Source organism: Thermococcus sp. MAR1, assembly GCF_012027305.1.
Classification (GTDB): domain Archaea; phylum Methanobacteriota_B; class Thermococci; order Thermococcales; family Thermococcaceae; genus Thermococcus.
This window is the reverse complement of the sequence record NZ_SNUF01000001.1, coordinates 886477-899182: the sequence shown is the minus strand read 5'-3', so window position 1 is coordinate 899182 and position 12706 is coordinate 886477. Positions and strand designations below refer to the sequence as shown.

The 12706-nt window shown below is 52.7% G+C and carries 18 protein-coding genes and 1 pseudogene; 7 read left to right on the top strand and 12 right to left on the bottom strand.

Going from position 1 to position 12706, the window contains the following annotated elements; all coding sequences use genetic code 11:
- The 4 genes from E3E25_RS05115 to E3E25_RS05100 are packed head-to-tail and all read right to left on the bottom strand — an operon-like array spanning position 1 to position 2005.
- Positions 1-438, bottom strand: a complete 438-nt coding sequence (locus E3E25_RS05115; RefSeq protein WP_394352222.1) for a class III signal peptide-containing protein — start codon at positions 436-438, stop codon at positions 1-3.
- A gap of 36 nt (positions 439-474) precedes the next feature.
- Positions 475-987, bottom strand: coding sequence for a class IV adenylate cyclase (cyaB, locus tag E3E25_RS05110; RefSeq protein ID WP_167892087.1), 513 nt, complete (start codon positions 985-987; stop codon positions 475-477).
- Positions 988-1470, bottom strand: coding sequence for an Lrp/AsnC family transcriptional regulator (locus E3E25_RS05105; RefSeq protein ID WP_167892086.1), 483 nt, complete (start codon positions 1468-1470; stop codon positions 988-990). It abuts the gene before it with no gap.
- Between the two features lies 1 nt (position 1471).
- Positions 1472-2005, bottom strand: coding sequence for a UbiX family flavin prenyltransferase (locus E3E25_RS05100; protein WP_167892699.1), 534 nt, complete (start codon positions 2003-2005; stop codon positions 1472-1474).
- A gap of 102 nt (positions 2006-2107) precedes the next feature.
- On the opposite strand from E3E25_RS05100, the gene E3E25_RS05095 reads away from it, so the two are divergent.
- Complete coding sequence (locus E3E25_RS05095) at positions 2108-2911, top strand: diadenylate cyclase (protein WP_167892085.1); 804 nt, start codon at positions 2108-2110, stop codon at positions 2909-2911.
- A gap of 231 nt (positions 2912-3142) precedes the next feature.
- Here E3E25_RS05095 and E3E25_RS05090 read toward each other — a convergent pair whose 3' ends face one another.
- From E3E25_RS05090 to E3E25_RS05075, 4 genes are all read right to left on the bottom strand, one after another.
- Positions 3143-4384, bottom strand: coding sequence for a sugar phosphate nucleotidyltransferase (locus E3E25_RS05090; RefSeq protein ID WP_167892084.1), 1242 nt, complete (start codon positions 4382-4384; stop codon positions 3143-3145).
- An 87-nt stretch (positions 4385-4471) separates the two neighbouring features.
- The gene (locus tag E3E25_RS05085) at positions 4472-4726 is read right to left on the bottom strand and encodes a helix-turn-helix domain-containing protein (RefSeq protein ID WP_167892083.1); all 255 of its coding nucleotides are present in this window, start codon (positions 4724-4726) and stop codon (positions 4472-4474) included.
- A gap of 9 nt (positions 4727-4735) precedes the next feature.
- Positions 4736-6712, bottom strand: a complete 1977-nt coding sequence (gene feoB, locus E3E25_RS05080; protein WP_167892082.1) for a ferrous iron transport protein B — start codon at positions 6710-6712, stop codon at positions 4736-4738.
- Positions 6713-6722: 10 nt separating this feature from the next.
- Positions 6723-6950, bottom strand: coding sequence for a FeoA family protein (locus tag E3E25_RS05075; protein ID WP_167892698.1), 228 nt, complete (start codon positions 6948-6950; stop codon positions 6723-6725).
- 223 nt (positions 6951-7173) lie between these two features.
- Between E3E25_RS05075 and E3E25_RS05070 the strand changes: the two genes are divergently transcribed.
- Genes E3E25_RS05070 through E3E25_RS11640 form a run of 6 tightly spaced genes read left to right on the top strand, consistent with a single transcriptional unit; the run spans position 7174 to position 10072 of the window.
- The gene (locus E3E25_RS05070) at positions 7174-7536 is read left to right on the top strand and encodes a DUF4870 domain-containing protein (RefSeq protein ID WP_167892697.1); all 363 of its coding nucleotides are present in this window, start codon (positions 7174-7176) and stop codon (positions 7534-7536) included.
- A 37-nt stretch (positions 7537-7573) separates the two neighbouring features.
- Positions 7574-8395: a 7-cyano-7-deazaguanine synthase gene (locus E3E25_RS05065; protein ID WP_167892081.1), complete on the top strand. Its 822-nt coding sequence runs from the start codon at positions 7574-7576 to the stop codon at positions 8393-8395.
- Positions 8370-9368, top strand: coding sequence for an AIR synthase family protein (locus E3E25_RS05060; RefSeq protein WP_167892696.1), 999 nt, complete (start codon positions 8370-8372; stop codon positions 9366-9368). Before E3E25_RS05065 ends, E3E25_RS05060 begins: the two co-directional genes overlap by 26 nt.
- Before the next feature lie 25 nt (positions 9369-9393).
- Positions 9394-9711, top strand: coding sequence for a nucleotidyltransferase domain-containing protein (locus tag E3E25_RS05055; RefSeq protein WP_167892080.1), 318 nt, complete (start codon positions 9394-9396; stop codon positions 9709-9711).
- Positions 9708-9917 carry a HEPN domain-containing protein gene (locus E3E25_RS11645; protein WP_255496493.1) on the top strand — a complete coding sequence of 70 codons (210 nt, stop codon included), beginning with the start codon at positions 9708-9710 and terminating at the stop codon, positions 9915-9917. The genes E3E25_RS05055 and E3E25_RS11645 overlap by 4 nt, the downstream gene beginning before the upstream one ends.
- Positions 9899-10072 carry a HEPN domain-containing protein gene (locus tag E3E25_RS11640; RefSeq protein ID WP_370456650.1) on the top strand — a complete coding sequence of 58 codons (174 nt, stop codon included), beginning with the start codon at positions 9899-9901 and terminating at the stop codon, positions 10070-10072. Before E3E25_RS11645 ends, E3E25_RS11640 begins: the two co-directional genes overlap by 19 nt.
- Here the strand turns inward: E3E25_RS11640 and E3E25_RS05045 are convergent.
- From E3E25_RS05045 to pepQ, 4 genes and pseudogenes are all read right to left on the bottom strand, one after another.
- Positions 10059-11132 (bottom strand): mRNA surveillance protein pelota, encoded by a 1074-nt coding sequence (locus E3E25_RS05045; RefSeq protein WP_167892079.1) that lies wholly within the window; start codon positions 11130-11132, stop codon positions 10059-10061. The genes E3E25_RS11640 and E3E25_RS05045 overlap by 14 nt on opposite strands.
- A gap of 10 nt (positions 11133-11142) precedes the next feature.
- Positions 11143-11403 (bottom strand): type II toxin-antitoxin system RelE/ParE family toxin, encoded by a 261-nt coding sequence (locus tag E3E25_RS05040; RefSeq protein ID WP_167892078.1) that lies wholly within the window; start codon positions 11401-11403, stop codon positions 11143-11145.
- A pseudogene (locus E3E25_RS05035) lies at positions 11393-11623 on the bottom strand (hypothetical protein); the annotation flags it as partial. The gene E3E25_RS05040 and the pseudogene E3E25_RS05035, both read right to left, overlap by 11 nt.
- A gap of 17 nt (positions 11624-11640) precedes the next feature.
- Positions 11641-12687, bottom strand: coding sequence for a Xaa-Pro dipeptidase PepQ (gene pepQ, locus E3E25_RS05030; RefSeq protein WP_167892077.1), 1047 nt, complete (start codon positions 12685-12687; stop codon positions 11641-11643).
- Positions 12688-12706 lie beyond the last annotated feature (19 nt).

Genomic DNA, 12706 nt, shown 5'->3' with positions numbered 1-12706 from the left:
TCACCATATTCCCTTTTTCCAAACTGTTGCCTGCACCTGACAAGGGAAAGCGTCCTGTGGTACCGGTGTCCAGTAGTTTGCCCAGTAGTTCACCGGTTCAAGGAGAGTAGAATGCTGAATCGGACCAAGGCCCCCAACGTGTTCGGTGTTTCCAAAACAGACCAGTTCAACGTTAGCCTTGGTGAGAGGCCTCTTAAGAGCCCAGATGCGGTAATACACCTTGTAAGTTCCGTCCCTGTTATCTTCGAGCCATGCTTCAACCTTGAAACTTCCCACATCTTCCACCTGCGATTCCATGGAGCCGGGACTCAAGGTTAGAATGGCAGTGTATGGTGTTGTTATGCTTGACAGAGCCTTAATGACGAGGAGAACCATGAGGAGTGCAAGGGCTATCATGAATAGGTACTCAATGGAGCCTTGTCCACTCTTCCCCCTCATTGAGTCCACCGATAGGTAATAGAGATGTCGGGATATTTATACCCTTCCCGCTGACCTAATGAGTTCCTGGTAGAGCCTCGGCTCGACGTCGTCTTTGCTCAGTCCTATTCTTTTCGCTACCTCCCAGATTTTCCGCTTCGCTTCTTCCACGTCGTCTGCGATGACTTCGATGTCCAGAAAAGCCCCCAGCCCCTCGACGTCGTTCAGCTCGAAGGTAACGTCCCCCAGACGATATACCAGACGTCTCTTTCTGACCCAAACATCCTCCTTAAAGCCGAGGCGCTTCAGTATCTGAAGGGTTTTCTCGAAATCGGAGACCTCAACCTCTATCTCGTCAAACTCCTCGTTTCTGCCGGGGTCGGCTATGCGCTTGTAAGTCAGAAAAGAACGGTTTAGGTTGCTTATCTTCCTCACCCGGAGGAGCTCGGGTAAGGGGACGGAGAGGTAAACATCCTCCTGCATCTCCTCCCTGATGAAGGTTGCCCCGAGGGATTCTATCTTCTCTCGGATGGAGTTGAAGTCAACGCGGAACTTGACCTCTACTTCCATTCAAACCCCCACTAGGAAGCCCACCAGACCATCGCCCTTGCTGAATTCATCGAGGGTGAAGACCTCGACTCTCTTGAGCGTTGGAAGAACCCTAATGGTCTCGTCAACGAAGCGGTTGAGTTTTTCGGGTGTGTCCTCCCCGATGAGTGCCACAACCCCGTCCTTTCCACTCCGGGCAACGGCGAGGACATTGGGTAGTAGGGAAAGCGTCTTCATTATGTGACGGATGTATCTCTCAAGGAAGTCTTCGATGATCGGGGTCTCGGCTTGGATGTAGACTATCGCAAGGCTCTTCGGCTGTAGGTTTTCTCCGAGAACTATGGTGTACTTATCAATTATGTTTCGCTCCTGGAGCTTTTTTATCCTGAAATGGATTGTAGATTCGGGACGCTTGAGCCTCTCAGCGATTTCTGATATCGTTAACCTTGCATCCTCCTTCAGGATGCGGAGGATAGCCCTATCAAGGTCATCAAGCTGAACCATGTTAACTCCTCCATCGAGGGTATATCTCGTTCTCAATACCAAGAAGGTCTAAGATTTTTCCAATTATAAAGTTTACCATATCGTCCAAAGTTTTGGGCTTTGTGTAAAATCCTGGGGAAGCTGGCATGATTATCCCACCGGCTTGTGCAACCCTTACCATGTTTTGGAGATGTATCAAGTTCAGAGGAGTCTCTCTGATAACTAGGATGAGTTTTCTGCGCTCTTTCAGTGCCACATCGGCCGTTCTCGCTACCAGGTTGTCGGCGTATCCGCTGGCTATCGCTGATAACGTCTTCATTGAGCAGGGGACTACGACCATTGCATCGAAGGGATTTGAGCCCGAAGCAATGGGGGCGAAGAGGTCATCCTCCATGTAGTCGGGCTTGAAATCAGTCCCTGTCTCGTGTCTCACAACTGCGAGGCCCGTTTTGGAGGCTATTGTGACGACCTCATGGCCAAGCTCCTTTAGAACCTGCACCAGCCGAAGACCGTAGATTGAACCGCTCGCGCCGGTGATTGCGACGACTACCTTCATCTTCCACACCAAAAAGGCTTCGTCGGGTTATGTTTTAACGTTTTCTAAGGACGGTAGGTTTTTATACCCGCTGGAGTTACCCTATCAACGGTTGGTGAGAGTATGGAGAATAAAGTTCCCGAGGTTCTGATAAAGGGTGCGGTGGACGTCGTTGAGGCCCTTGACGGAAAGGCCCTCGTTATTCTGGAGGATATCGAGCCCGAAAGGGTTCCTGACGTGGACGTCACCGTTGTAATCGTTAGTTCTTCCTTCGATGTGGAGAGTGATAGAGTAAAGAGAGTCTCGATCCCCCAGAACCTCGACATCAATAACGTTCTCAACCTCATCTCTGCCTTCCTCCTAGAGCACGACATACTCCGGGAGGGTGACTCCTTCGTCTACGTCACCCGGGAGCTCATCGGAATCAAGACGGTCAAAAAGAGCATCTCCGCGATGAGGGGATTTTTCGCCCAGAACCAGAACGTCCTCCAGCGTTTACTTGAGATAACGATAGAGCTGAGCATCGAGGGCAGAGAAGGCCTTCCCGTTGGAACCATCTTTGTCATAGGCGACACGAGGCGGGTTCTCAGGCACTCTCACCAGCTCATACCCAACCCATTTAAGGGCCACAAGGTAAATGTCCTCGACAGGAACAGCAAGGAGATAATAAAGGAGTTCGCCCAGCTCGATGGGGCGTTTATAGTCAGGGAGGACGGCAGGATAGCCGCGGCCGGGAGGTACCTCGAAGTCGAGCCAAAGGTGATAGACCTCATGCTCCCCCCTGGACTCGGAAGCAGACATATAGCCGCCGCAGGCATAACCCGGCTCACAAAGGCGATAGCGATAACCCTCTCGGAGAGCGGCACGATAAGGATATTCAAAAACGGCCTCATGCTCCTGGAGTATAACCCGAGGATAAGGTACTGAAGGAAACTTTGCTGGTGCAAAGTTTCATCAAAAATTTTGACTTTTAACGGGTTAAATTTTGGGTTGCATTATACTACGGTGATCGGTTTTGCTGAATTCCCTTATCATTCTGCAGTTTAACTTGAGTTCCGCTCACTCGACGTCCTTCGGACGTCTAAAATTGCGGCCTCAGTAACATAGAATTCTAGTTTGTCCTAACGATTCTAAATAAAAAAACTAAACAAAAAGGACTCAGAAGAGCCACTGGTTCTCTATGCACTCGTCGCAGGGCGGCTTCTCGCCCGCTATGGCTTTGAACTTGGTGTAGATGCACTCCGGCAGGCCCAGCGGACAGCGGTCCGGGGTGACGCCGGGCCTCACCTTGGTCGGGTCGAGCTTTATCTTGATGTAGGCCTCGTACTCCTCAACTTTCTTCCATGGGAGAACCTTTGCACCGTAAATGACCAGATTGTCGTATATCCTCGCGTAGTCGCCGACTACAGCGTTCTCCTTGAGGATGACGTTCTTTCCAACGACGACCCCCTCTCCGAGGATGCTGTCCTTTATCTCGGAGCGCTCCTTTACGATGTCGTTGCCTATGAGGATGGCGCGCTTGAAGTAGGCCTTGTCCTCGACTACGGTGTTCGGCCCGATGTAGGTGTAGGCCTTTATCTTAACCCCGTGCCCTATCTTGGCGCCCTCGTCAATGTACGCCGGTCCCTGTATCTCGACGTCCTCAGGAACCTCCGCGCCTTCAGCGATGGTGTAATAGCCGTTCTGCTTGGTTATCTCATCCATGGCGAGCTGGTGCGCGTAGAACAGGTCGTCGGGCGTTCCAAGGTCAATCCAGTAGTACTCGCGAGGTATCTTGTGCGCGTACACAGCTTCCTGCCCCACGAACCTCGGGAGGACTTCCCTTTCAAAGTAGACCTCCTTGCCCTTGGGTATGGCCTCCAAAACCTTCTTGTTTACCATGTATATTCCGGCATCAACGAGGTTGGTCTTGGGCCTCTTCGGCTTCTCCTCGAAGTGAGTTACTCTGCCTTCCTTGTCCATCTCAACGACACCGTATTTCTCGGGGTCGTAGACCTTGGTGACGGCCACTGTTATGAGACCATCGTTTCTCTTGTGCGCCTCTATGAGTTCTCCGAAGTCAAAGTTCGTGAAGACATCACCGTATATCACGAGGAAGTCCTCGCTCACGTAGTCCTCAACGTTTTTGAGGGCTCCCCCGGTTTCCAGGGGCATCGGGTCGTTGACGAACCTTATGCCTTTCGGGTAGTCGCTCATCTTCTCGTCGATGAACTCCCTTATCTCGCCGCGCATGTAGTGAACGGACAGGATTATCTCGTCGATCTCCGGGATTTTCTCCAGGCTCTCCAGAAGGTACTGGAGGTTGGGCTTTCCAAGGACCGGTACCATCGGCTTTGGTCTGGTCGATGAGAGTGGCCTTAACCTGGTACCAAAACCACCGGCAAGAATAACAGCTTTCATGGTATCACCGTTTAAGGTTCCGGTGGAAAACTTATATATTTTACGGCCATTAAATATGCCCAACGATGAACCTGAAGAAGGACGAGCTCATTTCTGTGCATCAATCCGAAATTCAGGCACCATGTACACCTTTCCCTTGAACCTGAAACATGAGCCGGGACAGATGCTTTTCAGCGGACAGCTTTCGCAGGCAGAGCTGCCGAGCTCCACCCGTTCCACATACCCCATACTCTCCAGAACGCTGAGGGCCCCTTCCACTTCCTCCCGCGGAATTGAAAGCTCATCCGCTATCTCATCAATGCTCTTCCCGTCCTTTACGAGTTCGAGTATCTTCTCAAGCATGTCCCCACCTCAATACCCGAGGGCGGTCCCTATATTCCAGACCAGTATTCCCACGATGCTTGCAAGGCCTATCATGTAGACGACAGTAAAGAGTGCCCATTTCCAGTTGCTCTCTGCTCTTATTGCTCCTATCGTGGCGATGCACGGAACGTACAGCGTCGTGACGAGGGCCAAAACGTACGCCTGCAGGGGGCTCATGGCGTTCACTATCTCGTCGACACTGCCGTATATTATGCCGTAGGTGGAGATGACGTTCTCCTTGGCGATGATTCCAAAGAGCAGGCTCACCGCGGCCTTCCAGTCGAGTCCCATGAGGCGCATGTAGGGCTCGAAGAACGTTCCAAGCCTCTCAGCGTAGCTCCCACCAGTTCCTATTTCGACTGGATACGTGCTGAGGTACCAGATGGCAATCGAGCCGAGCAGGATAATCGTTCCGGCCTTTTTGACGAACTCCTTGCTCCTCTCCCATGAGTGGAGTGTCACGGTCTTCCATGATGGTATGAGGTACTCTGGCAGCTCTATTATGAACGGGCTCTCCTCCCCCTTAACCACGAAGCGGCTGAAAATCCACGCCATAACGAGGGCCAGCAGTATGGCGGTTGCGTATATGCTCACAGCGACAAGTGCCTGATTCCCGGCAAAGAACGCCCCCGCGAGGAAGCTTATGACGCTCAGCCTGGCACTGCAGGGTATCAGCGGGTTGACGAGCATGGTTATTATTCTGTCCCTCTCCTCGTCTAGTGTCCTCGTCGACATAACCGCAGGAACGTTACAGCCGAAGGCGAGAACTAATGGGATGAAGCTCTTCCCAGGGAGGCCGAACTTCCTCATGATGCGCTCCATCACTACCGCCGCTCTGGCCATGTAACCCACGTCCTCGAGGATCGACATAGCGAGGAACAGCAGGAAGACCAGGGGGAAGAAACTGAGGACCGAGCCGACACCGGCTATGATACCGTCAACGAGGAGACCGCGAAGCGTTTCGTTGGCGATGTGAGGGGCAAGCCACTCGCCGAAGGCGGAAAAGGCTTCATCCAGCAGGCCCTGCAGGGGCAGTCCAAGAACAAAGACAAACTTAAACAGGACGTAGAACACACCGAAAAGTGCGAGGAGGCCGTAAACCGGGTGTGTGAGGAATCTGTCCAGCTGGTCGCTGAAGGTCTCGCCCTGCTCGTGAGAGTACCTCACGAAGCGGTGCATGAGGCCGTCTATGAACTCGTACTTCTGGCTGGCTATTATCAGGTCCATCGCTCTCTTATAGCGCTCCTCAACTTCGGCTATGTGCCCCATAATCTCGTCGAGCTTCTCCTTCCCGAGGTGTCTGAGGACGAGTTTTATCACACCATCGTCCCTCTGGAGGAGCTTCACCGCGAGCCAGCGGAGGTTGTACTCCCCGGCAAGCTTGGTGTGCTCGAGGGCCTCGATTATGTGCCCTATCTCCCTCTCGACCTCGGGGTCGTACGTGGGGACGATAGGAGTTGTCTTAACCTCTCCGTTCGCCATTCGGTGTATCTTGTCCTTGAGCTCGTCCAGGCCGACTTCCTCCTTGGCGTTAAGTGGAACAACGGGGACCCCGAGGAGTTCTTCCATCTTCCTGACGTTTATCTCGATGCCGCGCTTCTCGGCGAGGTCTGTCTTGTTGAGCGCTATTATAACGTTCTTCAGACCCATCTCGAGTATCTCCATCGTCAGGAAGAGGTTCCTCATGAGGGCTGTGGCGTCAACGACGTTCACAACGACATCGGCGCTCCCCTTGAGAAGGAAATCTCTCGCCACGAGCTCGTCAACTGAATGAGCCGTCAGGGAATATATTCCGGGGAGATCAACCACGAGAAACTTCTGACCTTTGTATTCCAGGATTCCCTCCTTCTTCTCAACGGTCACACCGGGCCAGTTTCCAACGTGTTGCCTCATTCCCGTGAGGGAGTTGAAGATCGTGGTCTTTCCAACGTTGGGATTCCCTGCCAGAGCCACTACCTTCATCATAGCAGGCACCTCACATCCTTCTTACCATGACTTTGCTGGCCATTCCCCGTCCTATGGCGAACCGCACACCGCCAACAGAGATTATTATAGGGCCCAGAGGATGCGACTCCAATACCTGAACCGTCGCTCCAGGGGTCAGCCCCATTGAGACGAGCCTCCCTCTGGCGTTGGGACCTCCTAGGATGTTAACGACAACCCCCCTCTCGCCGGGCCGCATACTGTTTAAAGGTACAATCATGAGCATCACCGTTAGGCTCTCCTAATTCGATATTCCAATCTCTCGATGACCTTAAAAAGCTTTGGTGAGCCTAACAAAACTCAGGGGTTCGATATCAGAAATGGGTGGGTTCTGAGACGTTAAACACATGGCGTCGGTTATGGAAACTCGTCTTAAAACTTTGGAAAGGTATTTAAGGGATTGGGAAGAATACAACTGATTGAAGTTCGGAGGTGCATCGATTATGGAAGAGATTCCACCTGAAGAACCCAAGAAGACTTCCCTGGGTATGGAGGAGAACGTAGAGGGATTGCTGGCATACGTGCTTGGATGGCTTACTGGGATAATATTCCTGTTGCTCGAAAAAGAGAGCGACTTCGTCCGTTTCCACGCTATGCAGTCAACGATAACGTTCCTGGGACTGACGATACTGCAGATTGTCCTTGGATTCATACCCATTATAGGTACGTTGCTCGGGGCTCTCCTGTGGGTTCTCGGGCTCGTACTATGGATAGTCGGGATGCTCAAGGCCTACCAGGGCGAACGCTACAAGTTCCCCATCGTCGGCAACCTGGCCGAGGAGTGGGTCGGCAAGGTCAACATCTGAGGCTCAGATTTTTAAGCCTCCTTTTTTATCTCACCCCATGAGGGACATCGAGAGCGTTGTTGAGGAGATAGCGAGATTCTCCGAGGAACACGGGCTTTATGAAAAACGCATACTCGTCATGTTCTCTGGCGGAAAGGACAGTTCACTGGCCCTCTACATCCTCAAGGAGGCAGGTCTTAACGTATCGGCGCTAACCTTCTTCCACCGCTGGAGCTGGAGGGAAACGCTCAACTGGGCGATGGGCTTTACCAAAAAACTCGGGGTTGAACACTACCTCGTTGACATCACGAACGGTCTCCTCAGGGAGGTAACCGGGAGAAAAGGCCCGGTGTGCATCAACTGCAAGAAGGTCATGCTCTGGAACGCCAAGTGGTTCGCCATCAACAACGGGTTCGATATACTGGCCAAGGGGGACAACGCCAACGACAAGATAATCGGCGCCCTCCTGGATCAGTGCGAGGGAGATATAAGGCTCTGCGGACTTCCGAGGATAGGAATTCCCTTCTTCAGACCTCTGATTAAATACACGGCCGAGGAAGTTGAAGCCCTTGCAGAAGAGGCTGGAATAAGACCATATCGCATGTACGAGCACTCGCGGAGAAGGCAGTGGCGCGAGGGCTGTCCGCTCCAGTACATCGACCGCGAGGAGATAGTGACAGAAAAGCTCATGGACTTAGCCTATCGGGTCAACTACGAGGTGAGCAAGATTGCGAGGAAGCGTAAAGTCCGCGTGAGCGTCAGGGTTCCCAGCTTCGAGGTCATGTGCTGGGACTGCGACGGGGAAACCCTTCGGGGGGTGGGGGAGATTATCTCGAAGTTTGGAGGGGATGAAAGTGGAACTTCCGCTCGGAAAACTTAGAAACGACCTCCTAAGGGACGTTGTGTTCCCCAACCTGGGAGTAGAGGACATGAGGGTGGTGTATGGACCCAGGGAGGGGTTTGACTCGGCGGTCCTCGAATACGACCACGACCACTATCTGGTGGTTGCCACGGACCCCGTTCTGGCCGTTCCGGAGGAGACCTTCGGGTTCTTTGCATACCACTTCGCGGCAAGCGATGTTGCGGTTTTCGGGGCGAGGCCGAGGTGGCTGGTGGTTGATATCCTCCTCCCGCCCGGAAGCGAGAAGGGTTTTCTCGAAAAGGCTATGCGCGATTTAAACGCGGAATGCCGGAAGTACGGGAGCGCGATAATCGGCGGCCACACGGGCGTTTATCCGAGTGTGGCTGAGCCAACCGCTACCACCACCGCGATGGGGCTCGTTAGGAAGGACGAACTGAAGCTCCCTCTTGCTAAACCCGGCGACAGAATAGTCGTGACCGGCAAGGTTGGCCTTGAGTTCGCGGTCTCGGCTTCCTATTTCCGCGAGAGGGAGCTGAGGAAGCTCCTGTCCTTCAGGGAGATAGCCAGACTCAAGAAGTCCTTCAGGTTTGAAACCGTTGTCCCTGAGGCCCTCACTGCAAAGCCCTTTGTGAGGGGCATGCACGATGCAACTGAAGGCGGACTAACTGCCCTCCACGAGATAGCCAACAACTCTGGGCTTGGGTTCAGGATATATGCCGAGAAGCTCCGGCTCGACCCGATGGTGAGAAAAGTCCTCGACTTTTACGGCGTTGACCCATGGAGCGTCTCCTCAAGCGGGACGCTGATAGCGATAGTCCCACCAGAAAAATCCAATTCCCTAATTGCAGAATTGCAGAAAAATGGAATTATTGCATTTGAACTCGGTGAATTCACCGCCGATAGGAAACGTACTCTAATCGAAAACGGGGAAGAGAAGAAGTTTCCAACGTTCAAGGGCGACCCCTACGTGGAGCTGTATGGCAAAGGATAAATACCGGAAGGGTGTATTACCGACCATGAGCCGTGAGGCAATCAGAGATGTGATTCTCAGGGTATCGAGAGAGCTCGGCCTAGAGGTCAATGATATAATCCTTTTCGGTTCCAGAGCCAGGGGAGATTTTAGAGCCGACAGCGATTGGGATGTTCTGGTGGTTCTCTCCAGGCCACTGGAGAGGAAGAAGGAACTGGAAGCGTACAAAAGGATACACAGGGAGCTTCTGTTAAAGGGAATCAAGGTGGACATCCTGTTTATTTCTAAGGATGAACTCGAAAAGGTCAAGGATGACACGGGTTTTCTTTACTACTACGCTCTCAGGGAGGGTGTGAAAATTTGAGCTTCAAGAAATGGCTCGAAAAGGCTGAAAAAGATCTTGTACTGGCCAAAAATAGCCTTTCTCTTGGCTACTACGACTATGCAACCTTTCACGCCCAGCAGTGTGCTGAAAAGGCTTTAAAGGCGTTTTTGGTATCAAAGGGAAAACCCATCAAACGAACCCATAGCTCATACTCCTGTGTGCCGATGTGGATTCTGAATTCTTAAAGCTCTTTGATGACGATGTGGATCTTCTAACCGCTTATGCTGTGGAGGCAAGGTATCCTACCATTCATGAGCCGGAGAAAGAAGAGGCGGAAAATGCCATAAAACTGGCTGAGCTCGTCCTTGCATTTGTGAAGTCCAAACTCACCTCACCCTGAACCTCAGCAGTGCCGCCAGGCCGCCCAACGCTTTCAGCTTGTCGCCTCCCTCGTGCTCCGAGCTTACAACAACGACCTCGCCCCTCGAATACCTCACCGCGTCCATGAGCTCCTCTATCTTTTCCCTGTGCTCTCCCTTGAGCAGTTCGTCGAGAACCAGGAGCGTTTCAACAGCCCCGTAGTTTACTGCCTCCTCGACCTCTCTGAGACCGTAGGCGGCCAGGCCGTTGTTTTTAGCTATATTCTCAAGCACCTTCTCGACGAGCTGAACCTCTTTAGCAACGCGGTTCTCGTGGTAGACTTTATCGACTGTTCCGCGCCTTATGACCTCGTAGATGCCCGTCCTCCCGGTCACGCTCGTGTCCTCGATGACCACCTTCTTGGCCAGCTCCGGATAGTTCTCGCGCAGGAACTTGTGGAAGTCCTCCTTGACGAAGCCGGGACCGGCAACTATCGCCCTCTCTATGCCCTCGCGGTTTATTATCTCCTCCATGCTCTTGGCAACGTCGTGGAAGAACTTCTTCTCCTCGCTCTCGCGGTTGGTGTTGTAACGCTTCCCCCCGAGGTTGTAGCGTATCCCCTTGAGTATCTCGACGCCGTATTCTCTGATTATCGCCATGTCCGCCTCGCCGTCGTCTATGACGACTATCATGACCCTTGCCCTCTTTGATGCCTCAACCGCTTCTTTCAGCCTCTCTATGTGGTGCTCCTTCCAGCGGGGCTTCTGAATGGTGACAACGGTGCCCTCCTCTATCGCTATGGTGTGGTACTTGCCGAGGGGGACGTCGTCCCTGCTGGCGTAGACTATCGGCCCGGTGACGCGAACCTGGTTGGCGAACTTGTGGAAGTTTATCTTCTCGGCCCTGACGCCGAGAAAGACCGGGATGACCTCAACCTTCTCGGCCCTCAGGGAATCGCTCCTCTGGCTCTGCTTCCTGAGCGTTTTCGCGTAAACGGTATCGCCCGGGTCTATGATGTGGTAGAGGTGCCAGAGGTCGTCGAGCGTCTCGGCCTTGACCTTTATCTTGCCCTCCTTGACGTCCTGGTGGATTATCTGCATCACAACCACCTTAGAGGTCGTCGTATACGCCCTCTCGCCTCCCAATTATAACAACATAAACGGTTTTTGAATCCTCGTCGACGCTGTATATTATCCTGTAATCACCAACACGAATGCGGTAAAATGGATATCCTTTAACCTTTTTGTACTGTGCAAACCACGGGTTCTGCTCAAGTTTTACCAGAGCCTCCACTAATCTTTTCTTGTCCTGAGGAGGCACCTTTTTGAGAAATTTCTTGCTCTTTCGGGACAGGACAACACTATAGCTCATGGAGAATCTCCTCTAATCTAACGCCGTTTTTCTTGGCATCCTCAAGTTCACTTATAAGCTCTTGGAGCTCTTCCTCACTGACTTCGAAGTAACCGGCAAAATTATCTATCTTTGAGTTTAGTATCCTGAGCTCTTCCTTGATCTCGCGAAGCTCCTGGAGTATCAGTCTCTCAACGTCTTCCATTTCCCCCACCATCCGTTGGTTATGCGGAGGTGCAAATAAAAGTTTTGGAGAAACTAAATCAGCTCCCTCTCTGTCTTGGTGAGCCTCAGCGCGCCGTTCTCAGTTATGACAACAGTGTCCTCTATCCTAACTCCTCCGAACTTGGGGAGGTAGATTCCAGGCTCGATTGTTATCACCATCCCTGGCTTGAGAACTGTCTCGTCCTGCTGGCTCACCCTTGGCCACTCGTGAATCTCCAGGCCAACACCGTGGCCAGTGGAGTGTATGAAGTAGTCGCCGTAGCCGTACTCCGCTATGACGTCCCTGACAATGGTGTCGAGTTCTTTGGCCGTCATCCCGGGTTTGGCGGATTCAACGCCCTTTCTCTGGGCCTCAAGAACGGCGTAGTAGATGTCCTTCTGCTTCTCGTTGGGGCTTCCCACGACTATGGTTCTTGTCGTGTCCGAGTGGTAGTGCCTGTAGAGCGCTCCCTCGTCGATGACGACCAGATCACCCTTCTCTATCCTCTTGTCGCTGGCGACTCCATGGGGCAGGGCAGAACGCCAGCCGCTGGCTATTATCGTGTCAAAGGCAGTCTTTTCCGCCCCGTTCATCTTCATGACGTACTCCATCTTCGCCGCTATCTCCCTCTCGCGCTTGCCCTCGCTTATCTCCTCAAGGGCGGCCATCATTGCCATGTCCGCTATCTCGCAGGCGGCCTTTATGAGCTCGATTTCCGCGGGAGTCTTGATTATGCGGAGCTCCTTCACCACATCATCGACTGAGACGAAATCTGCGGCGCCCACCTTCTCCCTGAGTGTCTGGAGGGTCGAGAAGCTCGTTCTGCCCTCTATGCCAAGCCTCTTCAGCTTGAAGGAGGAAAGCCTCTCATAAAGCTCCTTTCCTGTCTTGAATTTTTCGACGGGAACCCTGGAGGTTTCCCTCGCCTCTTCGTACTCCAGCTCCGGGACGATGAAGAGGGCATCATCAGGGGTAACGACAAGGTATCCCCCGAGGACGGGCGAACTTCCCGTGAAGTAAAAGAGGTTCGGCTTTGATGTGATTAGAACACCGTCGAGCTCCTTTTCGGCTATGAATTCCTTGAGCTTTTCAATCCTCATTCACAACCACCCGTTCCCT